At 69.1% G+C, this 24,038-nt stretch carries 29 protein-coding genes and 1 pseudogene; 14 read left to right on the top strand and 16 right to left on the bottom strand.

What is annotated here, in order from left to right; all coding sequences use genetic code 11:
• The first annotated feature begins 2 nt into the window (after positions 1-2).
• The 9 genes from ACQEV1_RS47610 to ACQEV1_RS47570 all read left to right on the top strand — a co-directional run bounded on the left by ACQEV1_RS47610 (position 3) and on the right by ACQEV1_RS47570 (position 9,627).
• A complete protein-coding gene (locus ACQEV1_RS47610; protein WP_433404232.1) occupies positions 3-3,398 on the top strand; it encodes a hypothetical protein in 3,396 nt (1,131 codons plus the stop codon).
• Positions 3,395-4,258 (top strand): phage distal tail protein, encoded by an 864-nt coding sequence (locus tag ACQEV1_RS47605; RefSeq protein WP_433404229.1) that lies wholly within the window; start codon positions 3,395-3,397, stop codon positions 4,256-4,258. Before ACQEV1_RS47610 ends, ACQEV1_RS47605 begins: the two co-directional genes overlap by 4 nt.
• A gap of 21 nt (positions 4,259-4,279) precedes the next feature.
• Positions 4,280-5,380: a hypothetical protein gene (locus tag ACQEV1_RS47600; protein ID WP_433404226.1), complete on the top strand. Its 1,101-nt coding sequence runs from the start codon at positions 4,280-4,282 to the stop codon at positions 5,378-5,380.
• On the top strand, positions 5,377-6,516 hold the full coding sequence (locus ACQEV1_RS47595; protein ID WP_433404223.1) for a hypothetical protein: 1,140 nt from the start codon (positions 5,377-5,379) through the stop codon (positions 6,514-6,516). Before ACQEV1_RS47600 ends, ACQEV1_RS47595 begins: the two co-directional genes overlap by 4 nt.
• A gap of 2 nt (positions 6,517-6,518) precedes the next feature.
• On the top strand, positions 6,519-7,142 hold the full coding sequence (locus ACQEV1_RS47590; protein WP_433404220.1) for a hypothetical protein: 624 nt from the start codon (positions 6,519-6,521) through the stop codon (positions 7,140-7,142).
• Between the two features lie 14 nt (positions 7,143-7,156).
• Positions 7,157-7,486: a hypothetical protein gene (locus ACQEV1_RS47585; RefSeq protein WP_433404217.1), complete on the top strand. Its 330-nt coding sequence runs from the start codon at positions 7,157-7,159 to the stop codon at positions 7,484-7,486.
• A gap of 421 nt (positions 7,487-7,907) precedes the next feature.
• On the top strand, positions 7,908-8,414 hold the full coding sequence (locus ACQEV1_RS47580; protein ID WP_433404214.1) for a hypothetical protein: 507 nt from the start codon (positions 7,908-7,910) through the stop codon (positions 8,412-8,414).
• The gene (locus ACQEV1_RS47575; RefSeq protein ID WP_433404212.1) at positions 8,411-9,394 is read left to right on the top strand and encodes a glycoside hydrolase family 25 protein; all 984 of its coding nucleotides are present in this window, start codon (positions 8,411-8,413) and stop codon (positions 9,392-9,394) included. Before ACQEV1_RS47580 ends, ACQEV1_RS47575 begins: the two co-directional genes overlap by 4 nt.
• 59 nt (positions 9,395-9,453) lie before the next feature.
• Positions 9,454-9,627, top strand: a complete 174-nt coding sequence (locus ACQEV1_RS47570; RefSeq protein WP_433404209.1) for a hypothetical protein — start codon at positions 9,454-9,456, stop codon at positions 9,625-9,627.
• A gap of 106 nt (positions 9,628-9,733) precedes the next feature.
• On the opposite strand, the gene ACQEV1_RS47565 is transcribed toward ACQEV1_RS47570, so the two are convergent.
• From ACQEV1_RS47565 to ACQEV1_RS47535, 7 genes are all read right to left on the bottom strand, one after another.
• Positions 9,734-10,906 carry a methyltransferase domain-containing protein gene (locus ACQEV1_RS47565; RefSeq protein WP_433404206.1) on the bottom strand — a complete coding sequence of 391 codons (1,173 nt, stop codon included), beginning with the start codon at positions 10,904-10,906 and terminating at the stop codon, positions 9,734-9,736.
• Positions 10,903-11,874 (bottom strand): ATP-grasp ribosomal peptide maturase, encoded by a 972-nt coding sequence (gene tgmB, locus ACQEV1_RS47560; RefSeq protein ID WP_433404204.1) that lies wholly within the window; start codon positions 11,872-11,874, stop codon positions 10,903-10,905. Before tgmB ends, ACQEV1_RS47565 begins: the two co-directional genes overlap by 4 nt.
• Before the next feature lies 1 nt (position 11,875).
• Positions 11,876-12,145 (bottom strand): hypothetical protein, encoded by a 270-nt coding sequence (locus ACQEV1_RS47555; RefSeq protein WP_433404202.1) that lies wholly within the window; start codon positions 12,143-12,145, stop codon positions 11,876-11,878.
• Positions 12,146-12,398: 253 nt separating this feature from the next.
• Positions 12,399-12,503, bottom strand: coding sequence for a DUF397 domain-containing protein (locus ACQEV1_RS47550; RefSeq protein ID WP_433404199.1), 105 nt, complete (start codon positions 12,501-12,503; stop codon positions 12,399-12,401).
• A 74-nt stretch (positions 12,504-12,577) separates the two neighbouring features.
• Positions 12,578-12,751, bottom strand: coding sequence for a hypothetical protein (locus tag ACQEV1_RS47545; RefSeq protein WP_433404196.1), 174 nt, complete (start codon positions 12,749-12,751; stop codon positions 12,578-12,580).
• Positions 12,752-12,901: 150 nt separating this feature from the next.
• Positions 12,902-13,084, bottom strand: coding sequence for a hypothetical protein (locus ACQEV1_RS47540; RefSeq protein WP_433404193.1), 183 nt, complete (start codon positions 13,082-13,084; stop codon positions 12,902-12,904).
• Positions 13,081-13,425: a hypothetical protein gene (locus ACQEV1_RS47535; protein ID WP_433404191.1), complete on the bottom strand. Its 345-nt coding sequence runs from the start codon at positions 13,423-13,425 to the stop codon at positions 13,081-13,083. Before ACQEV1_RS47535 ends, ACQEV1_RS47540 begins: the two co-directional genes overlap by 4 nt.
• 112 nt (positions 13,426-13,537) lie before the next feature.
• On the opposite strand from ACQEV1_RS47535, the gene ACQEV1_RS47530 reads away from it, so the two are divergent.
• Positions 13,538-14,866: a transcriptional regulator gene (locus ACQEV1_RS47530; RefSeq protein WP_433404189.1), complete on the top strand. Its 1,329-nt coding sequence runs from the start codon at positions 13,538-13,540 to the stop codon at positions 14,864-14,866.
• On the opposite strand, the gene cutA is transcribed toward ACQEV1_RS47530, so the two are convergent.
• The 3 genes from cutA to ACQEV1_RS47515 all read right to left on the bottom strand — a co-directional run bounded on the left by cutA (position 14,808) and on the right by ACQEV1_RS47515 (position 15,851).
• Entirely contained in the window at positions 14,808-15,122 is a 315-nt protein-coding gene (gene cutA, locus ACQEV1_RS47525; RefSeq protein WP_433404186.1) for a divalent-cation tolerance protein CutA, read from the bottom strand. The genes ACQEV1_RS47530 and cutA overlap by 59 nt on opposite strands.
• A 226-nt stretch (positions 15,123-15,348) precedes the next feature.
• Entirely contained in the window at positions 15,349-15,588 is a 240-nt protein-coding gene (locus ACQEV1_RS47520; protein WP_433404183.1) for a hypothetical protein, read from the bottom strand.
• The gene (locus ACQEV1_RS47515; RefSeq protein ID WP_433404180.1) at positions 15,585-15,851 is read right to left on the bottom strand and encodes a hypothetical protein; all 267 of its coding nucleotides are present in this window, start codon (positions 15,849-15,851) and stop codon (positions 15,585-15,587) included. The genes ACQEV1_RS47520 and ACQEV1_RS47515 overlap by 4 nt, the downstream gene beginning before the upstream one ends.
• 149 nt (positions 15,852-16,000) lie before the next feature.
• Here ACQEV1_RS47515 and ACQEV1_RS47510 point away from each other — a divergent pair, with 149 nt between their 5' ends.
• A complete protein-coding gene (locus tag ACQEV1_RS47510) occupies positions 16,001-16,186 on the top strand; it encodes a hypothetical protein (protein ID WP_433404178.1) in 186 nt (61 codons plus the stop codon).
• 542 nt (positions 16,187-16,728) lie between these two features.
• Here the strand turns inward: ACQEV1_RS47510 and ACQEV1_RS47505 are convergent.
• The 4 genes from ACQEV1_RS47505 to ACQEV1_RS47490 all read right to left on the bottom strand — a co-directional run bounded on the left by ACQEV1_RS47505 (position 16,729) and on the right by ACQEV1_RS47490 (position 19,627).
• Positions 16,729-17,615 (bottom strand): IS5 family transposase gene (locus tag ACQEV1_RS47505; RefSeq protein WP_433395192.1). Its coding sequence is split into 2 segments (ribosomal slippage): positions 16,729-17,246 and positions 17,246-17,615, totalling 888 coding nucleotides; the frame shifts between segments, so codons are not numbered across the junction.
• Between the two features lie 160 nt (positions 17,616-17,775).
• Entirely contained in the window at positions 17,776-18,942 is a 1,167-nt protein-coding gene (locus ACQEV1_RS47500) for a hypothetical protein (RefSeq protein ID WP_433404175.1), read from the bottom strand.
• Positions 18,939-19,211 carry a hypothetical protein gene (locus ACQEV1_RS47495; RefSeq protein ID WP_433404173.1) on the bottom strand — a complete coding sequence of 91 codons (273 nt, stop codon included), beginning with the start codon at positions 19,209-19,211 and terminating at the stop codon, positions 18,939-18,941. Before ACQEV1_RS47495 ends, ACQEV1_RS47500 begins: the two co-directional genes overlap by 4 nt.
• A complete protein-coding gene (locus tag ACQEV1_RS47490) occupies positions 19,208-19,627 on the bottom strand; it encodes a hypothetical protein (protein WP_433404172.1) in 420 nt (139 codons plus the stop codon). The genes ACQEV1_RS47495 and ACQEV1_RS47490 overlap by 4 nt, the downstream gene beginning before the upstream one ends.
• Positions 19,628-20,462: 835 nt before the next feature.
• Between ACQEV1_RS47490 and ACQEV1_RS47485 the strand changes: the two genes are divergently transcribed.
• The 3 genes and pseudogenes from ACQEV1_RS47485 to ACQEV1_RS47475 all read left to right on the top strand — a co-directional run bounded on the left by ACQEV1_RS47485 (position 20,463) and on the right by ACQEV1_RS47475 (position 21,837).
• Entirely contained in the window at positions 20,463-21,293 is an 831-nt protein-coding gene (locus ACQEV1_RS47485) for a pentapeptide repeat-containing protein (protein ID WP_433404169.1), read from the top strand.
• 214 nt (positions 21,294-21,507) lie between these two features.
• A pseudogene (locus ACQEV1_RS47480) lies at positions 21,508-21,705 on the top strand (WD40 repeat domain-containing protein); the annotation flags it as partial.
• A 21-nt stretch (positions 21,706-21,726) separates the two neighbouring features.
• Positions 21,727-21,837: a hypothetical protein gene (locus ACQEV1_RS47475; RefSeq protein WP_433406131.1), complete on the top strand. Its 111-nt coding sequence runs from the start codon at positions 21,727-21,729 to the stop codon at positions 21,835-21,837.
• Between the two features lie 515 nt (positions 21,838-22,352).
• On the opposite strand, the gene ACQEV1_RS47470 is transcribed toward ACQEV1_RS47475, so the two are convergent.
• On the bottom strand, positions 22,353-22,748 hold the full coding sequence (locus tag ACQEV1_RS47470) for a DUF3995 domain-containing protein (RefSeq protein WP_285626064.1): 396 nt from the start codon (positions 22,746-22,748) through the stop codon (positions 22,353-22,355).
• A gap of 650 nt (positions 22,749-23,398) precedes the next feature.
• A complete protein-coding gene (locus ACQEV1_RS47465; protein ID WP_433406129.1) occupies positions 23,399-23,743 on the bottom strand; it encodes a tetratricopeptide repeat protein in 345 nt (114 codons plus the stop codon).
• Between the last annotated feature and the right edge of the window lie 295 nt (positions 23,744-24,038).

Below are 24,038 nucleotides of genomic sequence, written 5' to 3'. Positions count from 1 at the left end.
GAATGGCGAACCGTCGCGACCTCACGATCGGTATCGACGGCGACAGCCACGGCCTCGAGGGCGCCTTCGAACGGTCGGAGGAGAAGGCCCGCGGCCTGGACCGCGAGCTGGCGAAGCTGGAGCGGCAGCAGGCCGCCAACGAGAAGGTCACCACCCGCGCCGCGGCGGCGGTGGACAAGTTCGGCCGCGCGGAGGACAAGGCGGCGCTGGCAGCTCGCAAGCTGGGGATCGAGGCCGAGAAGGCCGCCGAGAAGGCGGAGAAGGCGGAGGTGCGCGCCGCCGCTGCCGCCGAGGCCGCCGCCAAGGGTCTCCTCGATGAGGAGAAGGCCGCCCGGGCCGCCGCCCGGGCCGAGGAGCAGATCGAGCGCGCCGCGCTGAAGGCGGCCGAGGCGCAACTGGCCGCCGCGGCAGCGGCCGAGCGGCAGGCCGAGGCGGAGAAGAAGGTCGCCCGCGAGGCCGAACTTGCCGCCGCCAAAGAGCGTCTCGCGGTGATGAAGTCGCGCGGGCAGGTCGAGGCCCACAACGCGACACTGAAGGCCTTGCAGAACCGTTTCGGTGACCTGTCCCGCGAGGGCGATGTCGCGTTCACCGAGATCGAGCGCAGCGGAAGCAAGGCTTTCGGACAGATTGACAAGGTCGGCGTAGGCACGATTCTGAAGGTCGCCGCGGTCATCACGGCGCTGCCGTTCGCGGCCCTCGGCGCCGAAGTTGCGGTCGCCGGCGGCCTCGGCGCCGCTATCGCCGGCCTCGGCCTGGCCGCGACCAAGAGCGACGCCCAGGTCCAGTCCGCTCTCGGCAAAATGACCTCGCACATCAAGGCCGAGACGAAGCAAATCGCGGCGCCGTTCAAACAGACCTGGCTCGCGATCGCCGACGACGGCACACGCGCGTTCGACACGCTCGCCGTCGAACTGGGCTGGGACTTCAAACAGCTCGCACCGGTCATCACCGGTTTCTCGCATGAAGCCAGCTACGCCGTGACCCTGCTCACGCCGTCCTTTGCCGCGGCCACCGATGCCTCAGACAAGCTCTTCACGGCGTTGGGCGGGAAGTTGCCCGAAATCGTGCGCAGTCTCAACAGCGCCATCGTGACCATGTCGAATTCGGCCGGTGACAACGCCGAGGCGTTCGCGAACATCGCCGCGGCGACGGCCGGCGTTCTGCCGCCGCTCGCACGCCTGCTCGCTCTATCGGTGAAGATCGGCCCGTCGATATCGCCGCTGTACGCGCTCATGTCGAGCGGCACGGCGAGCGTCTCCGCGTTCCATGATGGCCTTTCGAAGCTGACGGACGGCCTGGTCAAGATGGACCACAGCCTCCATATCGGCGGCGGCAGCTTCCCGTCCTTCAGCCAGAAAGCCACCCTGGCGGCGGCCTCGGCCGGTCAGCTCATGACCGCCGAGCAGGCCGCGGCGCTCGGCGCCAACCAGCTGAAGACCGCGATGGACGCCCTGACCGGCAAGACGCTGACCGAACGCGAGGCGCTGTATGAGGCCCGCAAGAGTGCTGACGATCTCGCCAAGGCGTTGAAGGCGAACGGCGCCGCGCACGGCTTCAACTCACTGAAGGGCGCCGAGAATGAGCACGCCCTGACGCAGTACGCCGCGGCCGCCCAGGCGGCCGCCCAGAAGATGAGAGACAACGGGCGAGCCACTAAGGACGTGTCGGCGTACCTGGATCAGGCGCGGCAGCGGATCATCGCGGCGGCCGAGAAGATGCACTATTCGGCGGCAGCGGCCCGCGACCTGGCCAACCGACTACTCGGCATCAAGCCGCCGCCGCCTATCAAGCTGTCGATGGACGACGCCGACTTCATGTCGAAGCTCCACAAGGCGCAGGGCCTGCACATCGACCCGAAGACGGGCCTGCTGCTCGGCAACAACTCCGACTACTTCAACAAGTGGTTGAAGGCCAAGGGCCTGAAGATCGATCCGAAGACGGGTCTGTTCCGCGGCAACAACAGCGACTACTACAACAAGTGGCTACAGGCCAACCACCTGCACATCGACACGAAGACCGGAAAGATCACCGGCAACACGTCGGCGTTCTGGTCCGCTGTTCACGCGATTCCGCAGACGGTCGGCACGCGGAAGATCGGTGTCTACTACGTCCCGCTGAACAGCGCGAACGAACCAGGGAAGACGCGTCACGCGGCCGGCGGCATCATCCACCGGGCGGCCGGTGGCCCCGTGCGGCGCTTCGCCGACGGCGGCCCATCTGGTCCGGTTGTCGGCCCAGGCTCCGGCACGTCCGACGACATCCCCGTATGGCTGTCGAACGGCGAGTACGTGATCCGGGCGAAGCAGGCCAAGAAGTACGGCGGGCTGCTGGAGGCGATCAACCAGGGCAAGAACGGCTTCGCCGCTGGCGGCATCGTCGGCTACGCCAGCGGCGGCGACGTGACCTCGATGTCGCTGGCCGACGTCCTTCAGCACTGGACCGAGACCAAGAGCCCGACCACCAAGAGCGATGTGGACAAGGCGATCAAGGCCCGCAAGACGCAGCTCAACCAGCTCAAGAACGCCGAAGACGCGCTGTACCGGGCCCGGCACGCCCGGCACCGCTCCGCCCGCGACATCGCGGCGGCCGAGCGGCGGGTCGCGGCCGAGCGCGACGACGTCGCCGCGGCGACCAAGAAGCTCGCCGACGTCGAAGCCAGGTACAAGTACGGGAAGCTGTCCCCGGCCAACCAGCTCGGCTCGGCGCTCGCCCTGTCGATCAAGGACACCGGCGCGTTCATCAAGAACCTGCAGACCCTCGCCGACCGGGGCTACGGCGTGCTCGCCCAGCACCTGCTCGCCCAGGGCGACACGACCGCGGAGAAGACCGCAGCGGACGCGGTGAAGATGTCGGGCAGCAAGCTCGGCGCCCTGCAGAAACAGGTCCAGCAGGCCGACCAGCAGCAGACCACCCTGGCCGGCCTCGGCAACATCCTGACCGTCAAGACGGCGATGAAGGGCGGCTCGAACACCTGGGACCAGCTCATCAGCGCGACCGGCCTGGCCCCGAACGACCTGGCGGCCACGCTCAAGCTGATGAGCACCGACCTGGCCAAGACCGCGGCCGGCCAAGCACTGCTGGCGATGATGAAGGCGCACGGGTTCGCCCGCGGTGGGCCGATCACCGGCCCGGCCGGTACCGATCAGGTGCCGCTGTGGGGCACCGCCGGCGAGTGGGTCGTCCCGAAGGGCCCGGCGGCCGAGCATCGCCAGCTCCTGGCCGCGCTCACCTACGGCCGCCCGCTCCCGGCCGGGACCGTACGAGGTGGGGACGGCGCCTCAGCGGGCCGGCCGATCGAGATTCACGTGCACGCCCGCGACACCGCCTCGGCGGTCGCGACCGCCAAGGCCGTCTCGCACGAGCTGGGCTGGAAGCTCAAGCAGGGCGGTGTGTCGTGAGCACCCCGCTCGCGGCACACCGCTTCACTCTGGACGGGTGGGCATGCGGAGTCGTTGACGAGTCCGGCGTGCAGTGGCGGCTGCTGACCGTGGACGGCTGGCACGGCCGCTCCGGCGTCGGCGCCCGTACCGCGCGGGCCGACCGGCCCGGCCGGGATGGGCAGTTCCGCGGGCCGGCCTACCGGTCCGAGCGCATCATCACGCTCGGCGGGCTGGCGTACGCGCCGGACGCCGCGTCGCTGGAGGCCGCCGGCGAGACGATCGCCGCGCTGTGCGACGACGCGAGCGTGCTGCACACCCTCGTCGGTACGGACGCCTCCGGCATCGACAAGCAGGCCCTCGTCGAGCTGAACGCCGAATCCAAGTTCGAGCACCAGACCTCCCGGGTCGCGGCCTGGCAGATCCAGCTCGCGGCCCCGGACCCGCGCCGCTACGCCACCACCGCCTCCTCGGCGAGCTGCGGCCTGGCGACCGTCTCCGGCGGCCTGGCCTTCCCGCTGGCGTTCCCGCTGGACTTCGGGTCCGCCGGCGGCGGCGCCATGACGCTGACGAACACCGGCACCACGTCGACCTGGCCGACGTGGACGATCACCGGCCCGGCGCCGAACCCCGTGATCATCAACACCGACACCGGCGAGCGTCTGGCCCTCGCCGGGTTGACCGTCGAGGCAGGTCAGACACTCGTCCTGGACACCGACGCCCGCACCGTCCTGCTCGCCGGCGTCGCATCCCGCCGCGGCGCGCTGGCCACCGCCGACTGGTTCCCGCTGCGCAAGGGCGTGACCCGGGTCGCGTTCCAGGCTGCCGCGTACGACCCGGCGGCGTCGCTGACGGCCACCTGGCGGTCGGCATGGTCATGAACACCAACGAGGAGGGGCCGGATGGCCGAGCGTAATTCCGGGTGGGTCGGCGGTAGCGTCGTCACCGCCCAAGAGGCCCGCCTGGCAACCGGGGCCCTCGCCCAAGCCGGCGCCGGGCCGATCCAGGCCCGCTCGGGTATCAAGCCCGCGGCCGGCACACCCGGCCTGGTCAAGCAGACCGGCACCGCGTCCAAGTCCGTGACCGTCGAGCCGTTCCAGGCGGTCATCCAGGGCAGCCGCGCGACCGCCGCCGGCCCGTATCTGGCCACCCTGGACGCCCAGAAGACTCTGGACCTGCTGACGGCGACCCCCGCTGATGGGACGAACGCCCGCCGTGACCTGATCATCGCCCGCCAGAGCGACACCCAGTGGTCGGACGCCTCCACGGCGATGGTCGTGCAGCAGGTCGTCGGCGCGCCGTCCGGGTCACCGGTCGACCCGACGCCTACGGCTGGGGACTACCTCACGCTCGCGCGGGTCACCATCCCGGCGAACGCGACGACGATCACGGCCGCGATGATCACCGACCTGCGGCCGTACGCCGTGGCGACCGGCGGCATCCTGCCGGTGGCGTCCCAGGCCGAGCGAGACGCGCTGGCCAAGTTCGTCGGGATGAGCGTCTGGCGGATGGACACCAGCCCGAACCAGCTGGAGACCTGGAACGGCACCAGCTGGGTCGTCGTCGGCCCGCAGCCACAGCCGGCCTACGCCGCCGACTTCACCTCCACGGCCCGGACGATCAACACCACCGGCGCCTACAGCGACTACACCGGCCAGCCCTCGGTGACCGTTACCGTCCCGGCCAGCGGCGCCCTGTGGGTGCAATGGGGGTTCCGCGGCTACAACAACAACTCCGCGACCAGCACCGCGCGGCTGGCCCCGGCGATGAGCGGCGCGAACACCGTTAACCCCGTCCCGAACGACAGTGGTGGCGCGACGGTCATCGTCGGCACCACCACAGGCGCGCAGGCGACGAGCCCGCAGTCGGCATCGGCGGCACGCCTGTACACCGGGCTGACGCCCGGCTCGACCACCGTGAAGCTGGTCGCCTACATCTCCTCGGGCAGCTCGTCCACCAACGCATTCGTCGACTCCTGGCTGATGGTGGCCCCGCGGCCATGACCGGCGTCTACACCTACCTCGCCGCGGACCTGGCGACGGGGAACGTCGCCGCTGAGCTGCCCCTCACCGGCGTGTCCTTCTCCCGGGTCCTGAACGACGCCGGGACGTTCTCTGGATCGCTGCAGCTCGGCGATCCCCGCGTCGCGGCGCTGAAGGCCGTACGGGCGACCGAGCCGGCCCGCTCGACCATCCTGGTCTGCCGCGACGGCGTCATCGTCGGCGAGTACATCATCTGGACCACCACCTACGACTCGGCCAGCCAGGTCCTGCAGATCGCCGGCGCCGACCTGCTGTCTTACTTCGACCACCGCAAGATCTTGCCCGTGCTGCCGCCCGTGCTCGACATTCAGACCGTCGCGCGCCAGCAACTGGCGTTCTCCGCCGCCGACCAGCTCGCCATCGCCCGCTCGCTGGTGACCACCGCCCAAGCCCACACCGGCGGCTCCATCGGCATCACCGTAGACGCCACCGTCGCCTCGACGACGCTGCGGGACATCACCTACAACGGGTATGAGCTGAAGAACGTCGGCGACGGGTTGCGGGACCTGTCCACGCTCGCTGGCGGCCCCGACCTGTACTTCGACACCGTCTACATCAACGGGACCGCCACCCGCCGCCTCGTGCTCGGCAATCCGCGTCTGGGCGTGGTCGACCCCGGCAACCTGGTCTTCGAGTACGGCACGAATCTGACCAAGTTCACCGAGCCCCGCGACGGCAGCCAGATGATTACCCGAGCGTTCGCGGTCGGTGACGGTTCCGACGCCGACACCCCCATCGGCATCGCCGAGGACGCCACCCGCTACACCGACGGCTGGCGGCTCACCGAAGACTCCACGTCCTACTCCGGCGCCATCACCCCGGCCGACCTGACCGGCCACGCCGTCGCCGACCAGGCCGCCCGCCGCGGCCCCGTCGTACTGCCCGCCCTGACCGTCCTCGGCGCCGGACCACCGGCCGTCGGGGAGTACCTGCCTGGTGATGCGATCCGCCGCGTCATCCCGCGCGGCGCCGACCCGTACCACCCCGGCGGGGATGACCGGACGCTGCGCCTCGTCTCCTTCGAGGTCACCCCCCTCGGAGACGACGACCTCGAAACCGCGAACCTGACTGTCTCGAACGTCCTGGAGGCCGCCTAGCCATGGGCAAGACCAACCGGCCCGACACGCTGCTGAGCGAAATCGCCGAGCTGAAACGCCGCGTCGCGCAACTGGAGACTCAGCAACGCCTGTCGTCCGCGCGGATCTCCAGCGGCCAGCTCACCGTCGGCGCCGTCGACGCCCCGGACCAGATCGAGATCAGCGCCACCGAACGCCACATCCGGTTTGAGAACGCCGATGGGCCCGCGTGCACGCTGACCTCATACGGGGCTGGTGGCGCGGTCCTGGAAAGCTCCAGCGATGCCGGCACCACCTTCTCCTTCGGGACCCGCGCACTGGTCTGGGACGGCCCCTATTTCACGAACCTCCAGGTCAGCCGAGTCGACGGCGACACCAGCACCGTCCAGGCCGAGGTCTACGCCGACGTCCAGGACTCCGGCGGCGGCAACTCCCGCGGCACCGTCAGCCTCCGGGCCGTCGGCGACGGCGACGCCAACGGCAGCATCATCGACATCAGCGCCGACGGCGGAATCATCTTCGACTCCAACAACCGGACCACCGACCCGCCCGCCCCGCCCATCGGCAGCATCACGCTGTATGTGAAGGGCAGCCCTAGCCGGCTGTACTACCGCGACCCCGGCGGTACCGTCCACGGCCCTCTTTGACGACGGAGGTCTAGATGGCCGATGAGAACGCCGAACTGCGCCTTCTCCGTGAGCGTATCGACCGCAATCACGCCGAGACCTCGGCGGATATCGCACGCGTCGAGGCGCAGGTCGCGGCGATCCCCGCTTCGATGGATCGGTACGTGCTCGCCCAGGTCTACGACGCCGACGAGAAACGGCGTGCAGCCGAACGCGACGCCGACCGCGCCCGGATCAAGGCGCTGGAGACGACCGACACGACGCAGGCCGCGAACGGCAAGGCATGGCTGATCGGCATCAGCTTGATGATCGGCGGCGCCGCGCTCGGCTACATCTCCCAGCTCATGCAGGCAAGGGGCCGCTGAATGAGAACCACCACCGCACTCAAGACCGGCGCGACGTTCGGCGGCCCGGCCGTCTTCGGGGCCGGCGCCGCGATGCTCGCCGCGGCGCTCGTCACCTCAGGCCACGGCCAACGTGAGGCAGCCGTCTCTCCGGCTCGGACCGTCACGGTCACCTCGACGCCCGCGCCGGTCGCTGCGCCACGCCACGGCCGTACGACGGCGCCCAGGCCGAGAGTCTCGGCAAGGAGCCCGAGGCCGACTTCGGCGGTGGCCGTCAGCGACCGCCGGGCGGCGATGCCGCGCACCAGCAGCGGCGGCATGAGCCACGCCGAGGCCCGGCCGCCGTCCGCTCCGCAACCATCCCCGTCCGCTGCGTCGTGCAGTGACGGGGTCCTGTCCGTGCAGGCGCTCCACGCCCTGTGCGTATCTCTTGGGAGGTGACGTGACCGACGTCCTTGACGTGTGTGATGCCCAGCTCGGCCAGCATGAGGCCGCCGACGGCACGACGAAGTTCGGGAAGTGGCTGGACGCCCAGAGTCCCGTGACGCACGTGTACGCCAAGGCGGAGTGGTGCGCGGCCTCGGCGATCTACTGCATCGCGCAGGTCCCCGGCGGCCTGGAGGCGATCGGTGGCCTGCACAAGAGCGACGCCTACGTTGAGAACTGGCACCGCCGCATGTCCGCCCTGGGCCGCGTCTCGATGACGCCGAAGCTGCGCCGGATCGTGTTCTACGACTGGCGGGGCACCGGGCCGGACGACAACCACGTCGGCATCCTGAAGGAGCGGAAGGGCAGCAAGCTCTACGTCTACGAGGGCAACCACCGGAACCGCTACGAGCTCGTCGAGCGGCCGTTCGACAGCCAGGTCGTCGGGTTCGCCGAGTGGTGGTCGTTCGTCGAGCAGCCGGCCGTGGTCGGCGGCGACACGGATTGGTTCATCGAGTCATGAGTCTCCTCCGCGGACACGACATCTCCGCCTACCAGGGCCCGACCGCGCCGGCCGTCGACTTCGTCATCGTCAAGGCCACCGAGGGCCGGAGCTACACCAGCTCGCGGTTCGCCGCCCAGTGGAAGTCTGCGAAGAGCCGGGCGAAGCATCGCGGTGCGTACCATTTCGCCAGGCCAGAGGAGTCCACGGCCACGTCGCAGGCGGCCCGGTTCCTCGACGTGGTGAAGCCGGTCCCTGGTGAGTCGGTGTGGCTCGACCTCGAAGCTTCCGATCTGAGCCAGACCCGCACGAACGCGTGGGCGAAGACGTGGGGCGACTACATCCGCGAGCACGCACCGGGCGTCACGTCCGGTGTCTACATGGGCTCCGGGTACGCCTCGAACGGCACCGGCCGCGATCTCGACCAGCACTTCGACCTGTGGTGGTACGCCCAGTACCCCTCGGCGGCGCGCACCTCGACGTGGCGCACGACCTTCGACCCGTGGCTCCCCTCGGGGCTCACGTGCGGGTGGAAGACACCGCACATCTGGCAGTGGACCGCGAACCTCAACGGTCTCGACGCCAACCTCTCAACTCTCACCCTCGACCAGCTCGCCGGTGCTGCTTCCGGTGACCTGCAACCAGCCGTCAAGGAGGCTGCCGTGTACGGAGGAATCCCGCCGCTCAAGGTCGGCGAGCGGTACACCCGGACCTGCCCGAAGGGTTCGATCAACATCTGGGGCATCGCCTACGACTCGACGAACACCCTGACCTACCGGATCGCCGCGCACTCCAAGAAGGGCGGCGGCGAGGTCAAGGCCGACCTCGTCGTCGGCGGCCCGGCGTCGACCAGAGACAGCTGGCCGGCGAAGCAGACCTGGCAGACGAAACTCGACGACGTCGACTGGTTCTCCATCGAACTGGTCAACGGCGACCCGTCCCAGCCCGACGCCAACGGCCGGGTCGTACAGCCTGGGTGGGACGCCTCCCACACCGCCTGACTGCCCTCGACCTCTGACGCCCGGCCAGCGCGCCGGGCTTTCGCATCTCGGGAGACCTCGTGAAGAAGTACGCCAAGTTCATCGGCGCGGCAGTCGCGGCGGCCGGTGTCGTTGCCTCGTCCGGGCTGCTGCACGGCACGGCCGAGCTCGTGCTGAACACGGTCATCGCTGCGGCTGGGGCCGCGTGGGTGGTGCTCGTGCCGAACGCTCCGGCGGCCGCGCGCCGCCGGTAGACCCTGCCGCCCCCGTCCGCAGGGGCTCACCAGAAAGCCGTCCGGCCCTCGGAAGAGGAGCCGGGCGGCTTTCGTGTTTCCGGGCGCGAACGTGGCTATGTGCTGATCAGGACGCCCGTACGGCGCCGCCGCTGCCACGCACAGTGACATCTTGACCGACGGGCCCGAGCGTCTGGGCGGGCTCGTCGAGCCATAGCGTCTGTCCCCCGGCCGCGACGGTGAGGCCGAACCGGTCGACACCCGGCCGGCCGAGCTCCACCCAGCGCGCGTACGCCGTGGCGTACTCCTCCCACAGCCGGCGCGGTCCGTACTGGGTCACCTCACAGGATCCGTCGCTCGGCTCGTAGTCGCACGCCGCCCAGGAGCCCTCGGGGTGTCCCACCTCGTACATCAGCAGCGAAAACGAGCCGTCCTGGCCGACGCTGCGGAAAGCGCCGACGCCGGGTGCGAGCGCGGTGGCGAGGAGGATGAGCCCGTCGCCGGCGTGGTCGATGGCTCTCGGGTCGGTCGTGGTCGTGGTGACGTCGGCCTGCTCGGTGTGGTGCGCCTTCCACCGGGCCTCGGCGCGGTCACCGCGCAGCATCATGTAGCTGCACCGGCCGTGGAACCGGCCGAACGCCGCCCCGCCGGACCGGGTGAGCCGGACCTTGAACCCGTCACCGCGGCCCGGCTGCCACGGCGCGGCGATGACCCCGCCCTGCCGAGTCTGTTCGACCCAGGCGTACGGGATCTCGGCGACTCCGCATGTGGCGTGGACGTGGGTGAACGGCGCCCGGTCCGGGCAGCCGGCCGCCCCGTCACCGACGACAACGTGCGGCGCGTACCCGGCGGCCGTCAGGTTGACTACGGCCTGGGCGGAGACGTCCGGGTCGACCTCGACGGTCGTCACGTTCTCCTCCCCGACCCGGGCCGCCAGGACCGCCGAGGTGTAGCCGGTGCCGGTGCCGATGTCGAGCACCCGGTCCCCGTGGTTGATCGGGGACAGCAGCGACAGGAAGCCGAAGGCGACCCCGGGCGCGGACAGGCTGGAGGTCGCCAGGCCGGTCGAGTCGTCGACCGGGTCGCCGTGGCCGTCCGCGCGCTGGGTGATGATCGCGGTGTCGGAGTAGACCGCGTCCTTCCACTCGTCCGGCCGGGCCTGCCGGTCGATCGGGTACGGGCTTCCGTCTTCGGGGCACGCCAGCGCGATGGGCGGGACGAACGCCTCGCGCGGAACGCTCAGCATGGCCTCGCGCCAGTCGGTGAGTCCGAGCAGGTCGGCGAGTTTCTCGTTGCTCATGCGACGCCCTTCTCCAGCAAGTCGGCGACCGTCGAGGCGATCGGCGCGCCGGTCTCTGCGGTAAGCCAGCCCCACTCGCCGTTCTGGTTCGTTTCCAGGAACACCCAGTGCTCCCCGTCGAAGATCAAGTCGACGGCGCCGAAGATGAGCCCAAGCCGCTCGTGCACCTCCACCAGCGCCGAGCATAGGTCAGACGGCAGAGTCAGGTCCGTGTAGCTGAGCGCGTCGTAGTCGGACCGCCAGTCACCTCGGGCGGATTCGGACCCGGCGTCGATACGGACCGCGAACACCTCCTGGCCGACGACCACGGCACGCGCCTCGAACTCCTTGGTCACCTTCTCCTGGAACAGCTGCGCGGTCCGGGCAAGACCCGGCTCGAGCAGTTCCTGACGGTCGGTGACCTCGGTGGTGTAGAGCATGCGGAGCTGGTTCTCGTCCGCATGCCAGACGCTGCCCATCGGCTTGTAGATGATCGGCCTGCCCAGGTTCGTCGCCCAGTCGTACGCGCGCTGGGGATCGGAGGTGATGAGCGTCTCCGGGATGGTTAACCCGCAGGCGCTGGCCGCTTCCAGCTGCACAGGTTTGTATTCTGTCCGTGCCGCGGCGATCGGATCATTCAGCCACAGGCAGTGGCGGAGGGCTTGGATGACGCCGCCGAACCCGCGGCGGGCCTCGCGGTAGGCGAAGACCTGTTCCGGGCCGGACATGCCCTCTTCCAGGCGGAACTGGGTGGGGCGGCGGTAGTAGACGGCGCGGACATCGTCGAGCTGGACGAGGTCCTGGCCGGTCTCACGGTCCACGATGACGCCGGACCACGGCCGGGCGGTGCCGACTCCGGCGGTGAGGCTGACCCGCGTGGGGAAGTCGGCAGGGTCGAGCCTCACTGCCGGAACGCCCCGCCCGGCGAGCTCGACGGCGACGCGGTCGCCGGTCCAGTCGCGCTCGTCGGTGAGGATGAGGACGGTCATCTCAGTCGGAGCCCATCTCTTCCGGGTTCTGGCCGTCGCCTTGGGAGCTGGTTTCCGATGTGGCGCCTTCGTGCTTGCCAGCGCGCGGAGTCAACGGCCGCAGGTACCGAAGGCCCCACGGGCGTACGTCGGTGGCGGCTTCGCCGCGGGCCTCGAGCAGGTGTCCCGTCGGGCTGAGGGGGAACAGGTCGCCGACGCGGAACGGAAGTCCGCGCGACTCGCCATCAGGCGAATGGGTCACCAGGTCAGGTCTCGTCGGGGTCATGAGCATGGCGTGGTCCTGCCTTTCTGGTCGCCTCGCGGTCCAGGTGCCGTCATCGTGGCGCGCGCCCCGGCCGCGGGGCTATGTACGGGTCGAATAGACCCATCTGACTTGCGGGGACGCCTCCTCTCCTGATCGCTCGTTGTGGCCGCGGCCCCGGCACCCCCCGCAGGGCAAGACCGGGGCCGCGGGTTTAGCACCCCAGCGGCGGCTGTGGCGGACGACCGGAGGCATCGCCGCCGGGGCGGTCTGGAGGTGCCGGTTACGGCTGCTGGATCATCACCTTGACCTCGATGCACTGGTTGTTGGCCATGCTGCGCGCGCTCTTGCGCCAGTCGAGGTCGAGGTCGGTGGTGGTGTCCGGCATGGCTTTCTCCTTGCTCGGTGTTCGGTGTGGTGCCGCGGCCCCGATGCATCCCGCAACGCACCGGGGCCGCGGGTCTAGTAGGCGCCGCGCCTCTTCAGCCGCGCGGCGATCTCGTCGGCCTTCTCCGCGTCGCCGGCCTTGACGGCCTTCGCGAGTTCCAAGGCGTCCGCGACGTTCTGCTCGTCGGCGGCGTCCAACGCTGCCTGGAGGCGCTCGGCGTTCTGCTTCTGCTTCTTGCTCAGGCCCATCAGGCGTCTCCTTCTAAGGGGCCGTGGCCCCGGCTGGTTGGTCACCGCGGCCCCGGGCACCTCTCCCCAAGGGCTCGGGGCCGCGGCGTCTATGGGCCGCCGGGCGGGCGCAGTGTCGGGGGGGCCGAGTCGCCCGCCCGACGGCCAGGGCTACGGTCGCCGGGTGCTGGCGCCGTCGCCCTCCTCCCCCTCATCCCGCCGTACGGCGGGGGGTTCGCCGGGGCGGGGGTCATGGTCGATCTGGCTGGCCGTCCTGGGGCGCTGGTGAAGGATCGCCATCGCCTCGGCGTACTGCTCGGGTGTGGCCGAACCGCAGGTGCCGGAGTTGCTCATCGCTGACCGCCGCGGGTCAGCGCCTGGGCGATCCGCTCGACCGCCCCACCGATGTCGTTCTCCGCGCCGATGAGTTCCGTCTCGGGGATGCCATCGGCTGCGCCCGGCAGAACGAGATGCCAGCTCAACGCCAGCTCACCGGACGGGTCGGGGGCGAGCTGCACGCGACGTGTACACGCTGGTGCGGCCACGCTCGCAGCGGCCCGAACTTCCAGACTCCAGAACATCACGTCGACCGCGGTGACCGTGAATCCATGCGCGGTGAGGGCTGTCTCCAGCTCGTGCAGGCGGGCGGCCACCTGCCGGCGAACGTCCGCGATCGGGTCGGTTTTTGCGTGCACCGCCCGCCTCCAATGTCTGTGGTGTTTGGACTACAGCCAGTGAAGTGCTGCAAAAGGAGCCGCGACAGGGGACAATCCGGAGCACGACGGAGCACACAGAGAGTGCTCTGAAATGCTCGGCAAGGGTGCACGCAACATGTCTGCCGACGTTCGTAGGGTGTGGGTTGACCGCATCCGAGAGGAGCGCAAGGCGCGGGGCTGGGACAAGCCCGAAATGGCGCGCCAGCTCGCGCATGCCGCCGGTGAGGACCGCAGCAGTCTCCCGAGCCACGAGAGTCTGCTGTCGTACGTCAAGCGCTGGGAGCGCGGCGACGTGGAGCAGATCAGCGAGCGCTATCGGCTCCTGTACGCCCGCGCGTTCGGGACCACCGAAGAGGCGATCTTCGGAGAAGACGAGGACGAGGTGAACCGTCGGGGTTTCGTAGGGTCGTCGCTGGCCGCAACGTTTGGCCTCGCCGTACCGGCCGGCGCGGACACCGCATCCGGCCGCCGCATCGGCGCCGACACGGTTGCGCGCCTACGCCGTCGTACGGCCCGGCTGCGCCGCCTTGACGACGTCTTGGGTGGCGCCGACACCTACCGGGTCTACCTCGCCGAGCTGAAAGCCACGAGCGCGCTGGCCGACGAGGCGAGCTATACCGACGCGACCGGCCGTGCGCTGATGGCGGTCGTCGCCGAGCAGGCGCAGCAGGTCGGATGGTCGGCCTTCGACGCCGGCTGGCACCCGCTCGCGCACCAGCATTTCAAGGACAGCCTGGCCGCAGCGTCCGATGCGGGCGACACGTCGCTGATCGCGAACGCGTTGGCATACCTGGCGTACCAGAAGGTCAGCACCGGCCAGCCGGGAACCGGCGAGGCGGACGCCTCATGCCGCGTCGCCGACAGCAGCGCGACGCCCCGGACCGTCCGGGCACTGCTGTACGAGCGAGCAGCCTGGGCGCACGCGGTCGCCGGGGACAGCGCCGCCGCCGACGAGGCGCTGGATCGCGCCCAGGACGCTCTCGCCGACGGCGGGCGCGCGGCGAGCGAGCCGGATTGGGCGGGATGGGTCGACCAGACGGAGCTGGAGATCATGTCCGGCCGCTGCTGGAGCGCTTTGGGCGACCACGCTCGAGCCGTACCGGCGTTGACGCACGCCTTGGGGCGCTACGACGACACGCACGCCCGGGACAAGGCGCTGTACCTGACGTGGCTGGCCGACGCTCACCTCGATGCGGGCGACGTCGAGCAGGCCGCGGCGGTCACCGGCCGGGCGCTCTCGCTCTGCGCCGACGTCGCATCGGTACGGCCCCAGCGGCGCATCGACGCAGCGCTTCAACGACTTCGGCCGCACCGTACGGTGTCGGGTGTCGCCGACGTCATCGAGCAGGCGGAGGAGCTTCTCAAGAGGTCGCCCGGGTCACCCAGTCCAGATATGCGGCCGAGCCGCCGAGAGGCGTGAAGGACACTTCCGGGTTGTCCCATGGGTGCGCCTCGATCAAGTGGGCTTCCAGCTCGGGGTAGCGGTCCTTGGTCGTCTTCAGGGTGAGGGTCCACTCTTCGCCGTTGCCGAGCTCGCCGAGGTGCCAGAACGCCGTGACGGCCGGGCCTGTCACCTGGCCGCCGGCGGCGAGCCGCGCCTTCACTGCCGAGTTCAGCAACTCGACGGCCGCCTCACGCGTGGGCGCTGCGGTCGATACCTGTACGTGATCCGCCATACGCGGCAGCGTAGTCGGACGTAAGATCGACCTGCGTGCACCACGACGCCCCGCACGGTCCAGGCGACCGGCGGGGCGTCTCTCGTTCAGAGCCGGAACGCTGAGACGTCCCTCCCAGGTTGGGCCAGGGAGGGACGTCTCGGGAACACCCTGCAAGCCGCGACCGAGCAGGGGGTTCGCTGTCGGGGGGCCGTGCCGCGCTCCGGTCGGCGCGGCCTCCGAGTCTCTACAGCGGGTCGCCACACCGCCAGCACGCCGCGCGGTCGGGCTCATTGGTCGTCCCGCACCCGCAGGGCTTGAGTGCGAGGGCCCGCGCGTGGAGCTTCTCGATGCGCTCGAGCAAGTCGTCGAGCTGGTCCAGGGTCCTGTCCGGGTTGGCCTTCAGCTCCTCGAACTCGCGGCGGAGGGCGTCGGATTCGCGCACGAGGTGCGCGGGAGCGGGCCGGTCGGCGGCTGAGGCGGTCATCGCTGCGCCGCCTCGACCTCGGCGACCATCAGGTGCGCGCGGGCGGCCTGCTCGGGGTAGCCCGCACCGCCCCAGACCTCGGCGAGGATCTCCCAGAACGTCAGCGGGTCGCGCTCGCGGACGTCCCAGAGCCAGCAGAACACCTCGACGGCTTGGTCGGTGTCGATGTCGGTGTCGGCGAAGGCCGCGCGGACCTCGTCGGCGAACTGGTCGCGCGTGCGCCCTGTCGACCAGGTGAGCTGGCTCGTAGACTGTTCGGCCATGGGGGTGGCCTCCTATCCAGGTTGTCCCCGTAGGCCCCGGCCGGTGTTGCAGTCACCGCGTCCGGGGCCGCCCTCGTTAGAGGGGGTTTCCGTATGACAGAAACCCTATTGATCGGAATGTAGATACGCAAGTGGTCTAGGGTTCCTGTATGACGAAAAAGAAACCTGGGCGCCCTGCGACCGGAGAGACGAAGGCGCGTAGCGTCCGCATCCCCGACGGCCGTTGGAAGGCCGTGAACGACATCGCCGAGCGCGACGACAAGACGGCCTCGGACGTCGTCAACGAGGCCATCGAGGAGCACATCCAGCGCGACGCCAAGCGCCAGAAGAAGTAGCGGGCCAACCATGGAATCGGACCGATCTGGGCCCTGCGGGACGATGCCGGCCAGTTAGATCCGAGTGAGATTTCGGGGTTAGATCGCCGCGGCCGAGTTACGTTTCTCACTCGGGGGTTCACTCGCCGTCTCGGCCGCTTGACCTGCTGAAAGTCCGGCAAGTTAGGTCGATTAGCCGAGTGGCCGCACCCCTCGCACCCCTCCGTACGGGCTGTTTTCGCAGGGTGCATGTTCGGGCCTAACTGCTAACTCGCCATGGGGAGGCAGCACGCGGCCCAGGGAGTTTTCCCTGGCCTGCTTCCCCGGCCGCTTCCCCGCGCTGACGTGCTCGGCGGTCGCGTTAGGGAGGCGGGGAGGCGGCCGGCGCCGTACTCCATAGGTGCTCTGCCCGTACCTCAGCCCGTACCTGCGCCCGCCTCCCTGCGGTCGCTGAAGCCTGACGGAGTGCGTGACGGGAACGCCCTGACGGGGTCCTCGCCAGGTACCCGTACCGGCGTGCCGAGGCCCCCGAGGTATACGTACCTGGGGGGGCTCGCGGCGGCCTAGGGCCTGTTTTGTGGATCTTGGTTGAGCCACAAGATGAGGCTGGCGATGGTCACCACACTCCGATAATGAGCAGCGAGTTTTTCATAGCGGGTGGCGAGTCCGCGGAAGCGTTTGAGCTGGTTGAAGCAGCGTTCGACGACGTTACGGCGCCGGTAGATCTCCTTGTCGAAGCCGCAGCGGCGCCATCCGCGGCGGGCACGGGCGGCGAGCTGGTCACGGCGTTCGGGGATGGTGTGGGCGATCCGGCGGCGGCGCAGGTAGAGGCGGATCTTGTTGGTGGAATAGCCCTTGTCGGCGATGAGGTGCAACGGCCGGATGCGAGGCCGCCCCACGTGCTTACGGGGAATCCGGATCGCTTCGATGACCTCGATCAGACGGGTGCAATCGTTGATGTTGCCCCCCGTGATCACGAATGACAGTGGCAGGCCGCGGCCATCGCAGGCCAGGTGGATCTTGGTGGTCAGCCCACCGCGGGATCGTCCGAGCGCCCGGTCCGTTTGGTGATCTTGCTGCCCGTTCGTCCCGGCGGTGTCCCCTTTTTGCGGGCGCCGGCGGCGTGCTGGTGAGCGCGCACGATGGTCGAGTCCACGCAAACGCCCGTCATGTCCACTTCACCGATCGCGTCGTCGTGGACCTGGACATGTTCCAACAGGCGATCCCATGTCCCATCGGCTGACCAGCGGCGGAACCGTTGATAGACCGTCTGCCAGGGCCCGTACCGCTCCGGGATGTCCCGCCAATCAGCGCCCGTGCGGATCTTCCACACGATCCCGTTGACCACCTGCCGGTGATCCCGCCACCGTCCGCCCTGACGCGGATGAGCAGGCAACAACGGCTCAATCCGCGCCCACGCGGCATCACTCAGCTCATGACGACGCACCATGACACGCCATCAACCCACACTCCTCGCCCAAGATCCACAAAACACGCCCTAGCAATGGCCGGTCACCTCGCGGCCGGGGTCGCTAGGTCTAGCGGGTGCGCTAGCGACCCCGGCCGTGTTCGTACCTGTTCCTACCTGCGGTGACTCCGATTCCTAGCGCCTAGCGGACGATCTCAGGTATGGCCCGCTTCTCGGCCAGATCGGCGAGGTACGCCTGTACCTCGTACGCACGGCCCTGGCTGCCGCCGAGCGTCCGCTGGAGGCGCTTGATGCCTGGCACGCGGCCGGCTCGTACCTCGTCGGCGAAGAGCCGTACCGCCCGTACCTGATGCGGGTCCGAGGGCACGGGTACGCGCGGCGGTTCCTCGCCGCGCAGCCACGCCATGATGGCCGGGGAGACGTCGTCCGGAAACGGGTCGACGGTCGGCGGTGGCTCGGCCGGCGGCGCGGTCTCGAGCGCGAGTGACCCCGGGTCGGCGATGGCCCACGGCGCGGGCACGTCCATCTCGGCGAGCTCCCGCGCGTGCGCGAGCGCGCCGATCTGGGCGAGCAGCGCCTCCTGACTGTCCTCGTCGTCGGCGAGGTTGGTGTACTCGATCGCGGCCCGCATCGTCGCGTCCAAGCGCCGCTCGGCCCGCCGCAGACGCCGCCGCCGGGCGCCTGCCGTACGGAGCGTACGAAGATGCTGCACGGCCAGCGCGACCCGCGTGAGGCGCCGGTGCGCGTCGACCTCGCCCGCCGTACGGTCGGTCGCCTCGGCGAAGCCCAGGAACACCAGGACACGCTCGGGCGTGACGCGCCAGTTGATCCGGCGCCGCGGCTTGCGCTCGCCGTCCTTCCGCGCCCGGCGCCGCTCACCGGTCAGGCCCCGTTCCCACAGCCACGCCGAGACCGCGGCAGCGGTGTACCGCAGCAGGATGATCCACAGAGAGTCGCCGGCGGTGGACGCGAGCGTCGCGGACCCGAAGGCGATCACCCAGACGGCGGCACCGTCCGCCCCTGCCGTGTGCTCGGGCGTCTCCCGGATGTTCTGCCGGGCCCGCAGCCCGGACACGAACATCGCGATCTCCAGGAACGCGAAGGACTCGATTCGCAGTAGCACGGGGGCGTGCACGATGTCGCGGAAGAAGATCCACATGCCGTCGGCCTGAACGGTCGTCGCGATGAGGGCGGCGATGACCGTTAGGACGTTCTCGGCCCGCTTGCCGCGCACTAGGCGCAGGGCTGCCCGCCAGGCGAGCACGAGCACGAGCAGCGCGAGCACCGCGCCGGCGATGACGTACGCCGGCTTGTCGGTGGGCACGTCTACGATGTCGCCGATCTTCACCGGCCCGCCTCCCTGCACTCGGTGCGCGCCTCGCCCCAGGTGCGATATCCGGTCGCCGGGTACTCGGCAAGCTTCTCGCGCAGGTAGGTCAGCGTCCACGCCGCGCCCCTGCTGGGATCGTCGCGGAGCGCGCGCAGCGAGACGACGAGCTGCATGAGCCGCTGGTCGAGGATCTTGGCGCGGATCTCGTCGTCGCCGGCGGTCGCGGCGTAGGGGATGTCGAGGGCGTCGAGCACGACGTCGAGCACCTCGCGGGCCAGGTCGCTCACGCGTCCACCTCCTCGTCGTCGAAGACGCGGGAGATCTCCCGCTCGATGGACCTGGTCAGGTGGTAGGACCCGAAGTCGGGCGGGGCGGAGTCCGGGTCGAGCAGCATCAGCGCCTCGGCCGCGGTGCCGAGGTCGATGGCGATGTCGCCGGTTCCGGGGCCGTACGAGGAGGAACGCACGCCACCGACGGTGAGCACGCGCGTCCAGGACACGGCGTCGCTCGGCGACATGGTGAGGGTGGCCCCGTGGAACGTGAGCTCGACGTGGGCGGTCGACAGGTCGCCGTCGATCCAGTGGGCGACGACGCGGTACTCCTCGTGCGCGTCGGTGATGACCCGGTGGTGGCGGATCGGGCCGGGGGTGTTTTCGTCATGGTCGGCGCCGCACAGCTCGTGGCGGCATGAGATCGTGCTCATCGGGTTCGGACCTCTCCGTTACAGGGGTTCGGATCAAGGCCCTGGGCGAGCGGTGAGGTCGCTTCGCCCGGGGCCGCCTTGCGTCAGGGGTGGACGGTTGTGGTGTGCACCTCCGGAACAGCGGGCGCCGAGGGGTCGAATGGCGGGGCGAACTGGCCCACGACGACCAGGCCAACGGCCGCGATTACGAGGTACGCCAGAATCCAGAAGAGGCACGTCCGCCAGAGGCTGGAGCCCCGGTGTCGCACCGGCGTTGGCCTTGCGGACGGCTGGAGAGGCGGCGGCCAGTCGGGGCCGTAGTCCATGAAGTAGCTCGGCCGGCAGCGTTCCGGGCTGTACGAGGAGCCGCTCCGACGATGCGTGCCGGTGGGCGTGGACGCGCCCGCTTTACGCCCGAAATATGGCCGAAGGTGACCAACTTTGATCAACGGCGACCAACGGTGAAATGATGCTCTTACGCTGGTCAGGCCGCATTTTCCAATGACGCCCAACGGCAGCCAACCGTGCCGCTTGGAAGGACGCGGGTTCGATTCCCGCCACCTCCACGCGTGCTGGCCCGGGGGGACGACCCCCCGGAACCCCCCGATGTGAGGGGCTCCGCCCCCCACAGCCCCCCGCGGGTTGTTGTCGGAGGAGGGTCACATTCGTTCGACGGCGTTGTTGTCCACTGCTCGTGAGGGCGGTGGGGAGCAGCGCCGTTGTCGTGTGGTTCGGCTCCTGCGCACTGGAAGAGCTAGCGAAAGCGCTGGCCCACAAGCCACGCGCCGCGATCGCGGTACGGTGCTGACCGGCAGACGGTTTGGGGGGGCGGCGTGGCGTGAGCGGAGCGTTCCGAATGGACGCGGTCCAGATGGGGCTGCGCCGGTACTGGCTGGCCCGGGGCGCGTTGAACGGTGGGCGTTTCGAGGTGCCGGACAGTGACCTCGATGTCAGCTTTGCTCGTGCCCGGATGGTCGATGTCGACTTTTCCGGGCTGAGGCTTTTCCGCTTTGCGGCGCACGACTCCGTGTTCGAGCGCTGTGACTTTTCCCAGGCCGCGTTCGACAACGTCAGTTTCGGCGCCACTGCCGCTGATGGGCGGTGGGACCGAGGCACCTGGCCGGCGACGTTGTACCGGGAGTGCGTCTTCGCTCGCACACGGATACCTCCGCAGGCCTTTTTTGGCAACGCCCGGTTCGAGCGTTGCGTATTCGACGGCGCCCGCCTGCGCGACTTGATCCATACACATACGGCGCAGTTCGTCGAGTGCAGGTTCCGCGGCAAGATCCAAGACGCGAACTTCTGGGGTAGACCCACAAAACACACTGCGGCGCTCGGCCGAGACCGCAACGCCTTTACCGGTAACGACTTCACGGGCGCGGACCTGATCGATGTTGGGTTCAGACACATCGACCTGCATGCCCAGAGATTTCCCGGCCTACCCGACTACGCCGTCTTGGATCGCGTTGATCAGCGTGTAAAGGGCGCGCTGGCCGCGATGGCGGATTGGCCGGACGGCGAGGTCAAGACTAAGGCGGCACGGTCTCTGCGGTTCCAGGCCGACTGGGCGATCGCGTACAACAACGGGCACGCCGTGGTGTCTCGGAATTGGGTCGATCGGCGGCTGCCACCCGACGTCCGAGATCAGATCTTCTGGATGCTCGTCGGCGACAGCGAAGAGCAGTAGTAGATATCCCGACCGTTCGCCCTTGCCGCCCTTGCCAGGTCCCGTACCTGGACACGCCAGAGGGCTACCTGCCCGTTCATAAGCTCATCCTCGGCCAACCGCTCGCCGGAAACGCCGGCTAACGCCAAGGCGAACTGCGGCCGCATCCGCGTGAGCCACGGCCCGTCAGCATCGCCGGAGACCGCGGCGTCGTCACCGAAATCGCTGGGATCCCGAAGATGGGCGCCTCCTCGCCACCGGCAGCCGCGACGAGACCGCCCGGTTGTGGAATCCGGCGACCGGCGAACCGATCGGCAATCCCCTCACGGGGCACGCTAAGCCCGTGCGGGCGGTGGCGTTCAGTCCGGACGGGCGCCTCCTCGCCACCGGCAGCCATGACGGGACCGTCCGGTTGTGGAATCCGGCAACCGGTCAACTGATCGGCAACCCTCTCATGGGCCACACCAAGGGGGTGTGGGCGGTGGCGTTCAGTCCGGACGGGCGAACTCTGGCCGTCAGCAGCTTCGACGGGAACATCCGTTTGTGGCGCCGAATACCTCCATGATCCAGAGGCTTTGGGCTTGCGGGCACAAAACCCGATATTCGGGCGGCTCGGCGGCTGGACGGTCGCTATCGCGTCATGTTGATCTTGATTTGCTGAATGGGTGCGGCCTTCGGGGCGCGGGCATTGCCGATCTTGATCGCTTCGCGGTTATAGGTGAGACCTCATGCGGAATGCGGAGGAAGTCTCTCAATATGTGCTCGAAGACCCCTGGCCGGGTCGTTCGTGTTCGAGTAAGCGGTCGTCAGGTCCACGCGGACCTGGGATCGGTGTGGTCGGCGACTTTGTCGCCTTCCATCCGGTCCTTCGTCATTTCTGCCCAGGGGGCGACCCCCTGGAACCCCCGCTGTGAGGGGCTCCGCCCCCCACAGCTCCCCGCGGGTTGTTGTCGGAGGAGGGTCACATTCGTTCGACGGCGTTGTTCGGCCACGGCTTGTGAGAGCGGTGGGGAGCAGCGCCGTTGTTTTATTTCTGCCGGGCACGGCCGTGGCCGCGCCCGTGTGCTCGTTCGCAGACGGTCAAACGCGTTGAAACTGGCGGGTTGCCGCGATCAGGGTGAGCCCTCCCAGTGCGAACCAGGGATTCCACAGGATGAGGCTCCAGTGTGTTTCCAGTGGGCCGACCGAGGACGCGATTCCGCCGGCCCCGGTGAGGAGGACGAGTTCGAGCAGCAGCGCGCGAGCGAGCAGGACGGTGCCGACCAGCCAGCCGAGAACCACCATCCCGCGGCGCAGCCCGCCGGAGGGCCGCCAACGAGCAAGCCCGACGCTGAACGCCACTCCAGCCAGGAGTACCAGGGCCACACCCCACAATCCGATCAGGACGAACGCATCTGGCCTGCGGGCTGCGAGGTCGGGTCCGGCCGACGATGCCAATCCGACGTCTCCGCCGACCGCCCAGTAAATGTGCACCACCGCGAACAGTGCACACCAGGCACACGAGGCATAACCCCACGTCCTCGTATGCTGACCAGCTCCCGGATTGATCTTCACACCCGACCAACGCACGGTCAGGCCAAGGGAGTTCCGCCTGGCGACCACGACCCGGCATACCCACCAACGGCGCAGGCGGGGGCACAGCGCCCCTGCCTGTCCGATGGTCGACCCGAGTGTTGAGCAAAGCCGTTGTGCCCACCGGGTCGCGTCACAGCCGCCGTGGTCGTAGAGGAGCGTCGAGCTTCGCTGGCAGCTCTGTGACCTGGCCGTTTTTGTTCGAGTAAGTGGTCGTTCGGTCCACTGGTGCTGGCCCGGGGGGCGACCCCCCGGAACCCCCCGATGTGAGGGGCTCCGCCCCCCACAGCCCCCCGCGGGTTGTTGTCGGAGGAGGGCCGCATTCGTTCGACGGCGTTGTTCGTTCACGGCTCGTGAGAGCGGTGGGGAACGGCGCCGTTGTTTTGTTTCTGCTGGTAGTGGTCGGCGTTGTCAGGAGAGAGGAGCCGTCGAGGCATGGTTCGGCTTCACCGCAGCGGTTCGTCCTGCTGATGCTCATCGGAGGGTGTGACGGGCGCTGCCGCCTCCCACAACACCCCACGCGGTTTGTTGTCGGGCTTTGGTCGGCCGGTCCATCAGTCGATTGGGTCGGCCCGTCGTAGCCACTGCTCCCCTTCCTCCACGCGTCCGGTCTCATTGAGAAGGCGGCCGAGACTGCGCATTGCCGTAACGTCACCGGCATCGGCGGCACGGCGGTATTGCACCTCCGCCTCCTGAATCAGGCCGCGTTGCCGAAGGAAGTCGCCGAGATTGCCCGCCGCAGTGGTCTCGGTGCGAGTGGCGCGGGTCCACCACGTCTCGGCCTCACCGATACGACGGGTTTCGCATAGTAGATTGCCGAGATTCCTCATCGCGTCGGTATGGCCGGCGTCGGCTGCACGGCGCCACCAGGTCTCGGCCTCGTCGACCCGGCCGGTCATCTCCGCCACGAGGGCGTTACCGCTCTGGTCTTCGACCAGGAGCGACTCGAGCTTCGATCGCAGCGCGGTGACCTGGCCGTTTATGTTCGAGCAAGTGGTTGTTAGGTCTACGAATACTCATTACGGCCCGACTGAACACGTTTTCGGTCGGGCTGTTCTGTGGTTTGGCGCCTGGACCCAGTTGATCCACCTGGTACGACCGTTGCCTGCCTCGGCCGACGGTGTCCTCTTCTGCCGATGTGAGGATGCCGTAGTTTGCCGGGTCAGCGACGTTCCCACACGCACGGCCAAGAGG

This window comes from Actinoallomurus sp. CA-142502 (genome assembly GCF_050936355.1).
Taxonomy (GTDB): domain Bacteria; phylum Actinomycetota; class Actinomycetes; order Streptosporangiales; family Streptosporangiaceae; genus Actinoallomurus; species Actinoallomurus iriomotensis.
This window is presented reverse-complemented; position numbering and strand designations above follow the sequence as displayed.

Bases quoted from the DNA above. Each gene is read 5' to 3' on its own strand.
- ACQEV1_RS47520 (WP_433404183.1), bottom strand. From the start codon at position 15,588: ATGACCGCCTCAGCCGCCGACCGGCCCGCTCCCGCGCACCTCGTGCGC.
- ACQEV1_RS47545 (WP_433404196.1), bottom strand. From the start codon at position 12,751: ATGGGCCTGAGCAAGAAGCAGAAGCAGAACGCCGAGCGCCTCCAGGCA.
- ACQEV1_RS47490 (WP_433404172.1), bottom strand. From the start codon at position 19,627: ATGAGCACGATCTCATGCCGCCACGAGCTGTGCGGCGCCGACCATGAC.
- ACQEV1_RS47585 (WP_433404217.1), top strand. From the start codon at position 7,157: ATGGCCGATGAGAACGCCGAACTGCGCCTTCTCCGTGAGCGTATCGAC.
- ACQEV1_RS47550 (WP_433404199.1), bottom strand. From the start codon at position 12,503: ATGCCGGACACCACCACCGACCTCGACCTCGACTGGCGCAAGAGCGCG.
- ACQEV1_RS47475 (WP_433406131.1), top strand. From the start codon at position 21,727: ATGGGCCACACCAAGGGGGTGTGGGCGGTGGCGTTCAGTCCGGACGGG.
- ACQEV1_RS47590 (WP_433404220.1), top strand. From the start codon at position 6,519: ATGGGCAAGACCAACCGGCCCGACACGCTGCTGAGCGAAATCGCCGAG.
- ACQEV1_RS47485 (WP_433404169.1), top strand. From the start codon at position 20,463: ATGGACGCGGTCCAGATGGGGCTGCGCCGGTACTGGCTGGCCCGGGGC.
- ACQEV1_RS47510 (WP_433404178.1), top strand. From the start codon at position 16,001: ATGACGAAAAAGAAACCTGGGCGCCCTGCGACCGGAGAGACGAAGGCG.
- tgmB (WP_433404204.1), bottom strand. From the start codon at position 11,874: ATGACCGTCCTCATCCTCACCGACGAGCGCGACTGGACCGGCGACCGC.
- ACQEV1_RS47555 (WP_433404202.1), bottom strand. From the start codon at position 12,145: ATGCTCATGACCCCGACGAGACCTGACCTGGTGACCCATTCGCCTGAT.
- ACQEV1_RS47575 (WP_433404212.1), top strand. From the start codon at position 8,411: ATGAGTCTCCTCCGCGGACACGACATCTCCGCCTACCAGGGCCCGACC.
- ACQEV1_RS47465 (WP_433406129.1), bottom strand. From the start codon at position 23,743: ATGACCGGCCGGGTCGACGAGGCCGAGACCTGGTGGCGCCGTGCAGCC.
- ACQEV1_RS47610 (WP_433404232.1), top strand. From the start codon at position 3: ATGGCGAACCGTCGCGACCTCACGATCGGTATCGACGGCGACAGCCAC.
- ACQEV1_RS47595 (WP_433404223.1), top strand. From the start codon at position 5,377: ATGACCGGCGTCTACACCTACCTCGCCGCGGACCTGGCGACGGGGAAC.
- ACQEV1_RS47565 (WP_433404206.1), bottom strand. From the start codon at position 10,906: ATGAGCAACGAGAAACTCGCCGACCTGCTCGGACTCACCGACTGGCGC.
- cutA (WP_433404186.1), bottom strand. From the start codon at position 15,122: ATGGCGGATCACGTACAGGTATCGACCGCAGCGCCCACGCGTGAGGCG.
- ACQEV1_RS47600 (WP_433404226.1), top strand. From the start codon at position 4,280: ATGGCCGAGCGTAATTCCGGGTGGGTCGGCGGTAGCGTCGTCACCGCC.
- ACQEV1_RS47540 (WP_433404193.1), bottom strand. From the start codon at position 13,084: ATGAGCAACTCCGGCACCTGCGGTTCGGCCACACCCGAGCAGTACGCC.
- ACQEV1_RS47515 (WP_433404180.1), bottom strand. From the start codon at position 15,851: ATGGCCGAACAGTCTACGAGCCAGCTCACCTGGTCGACAGGGCGCACG.
- ACQEV1_RS47530 (WP_433404189.1), top strand. From the start codon at position 13,538: ATGCTCGGCAAGGGTGCACGCAACATGTCTGCCGACGTTCGTAGGGTG.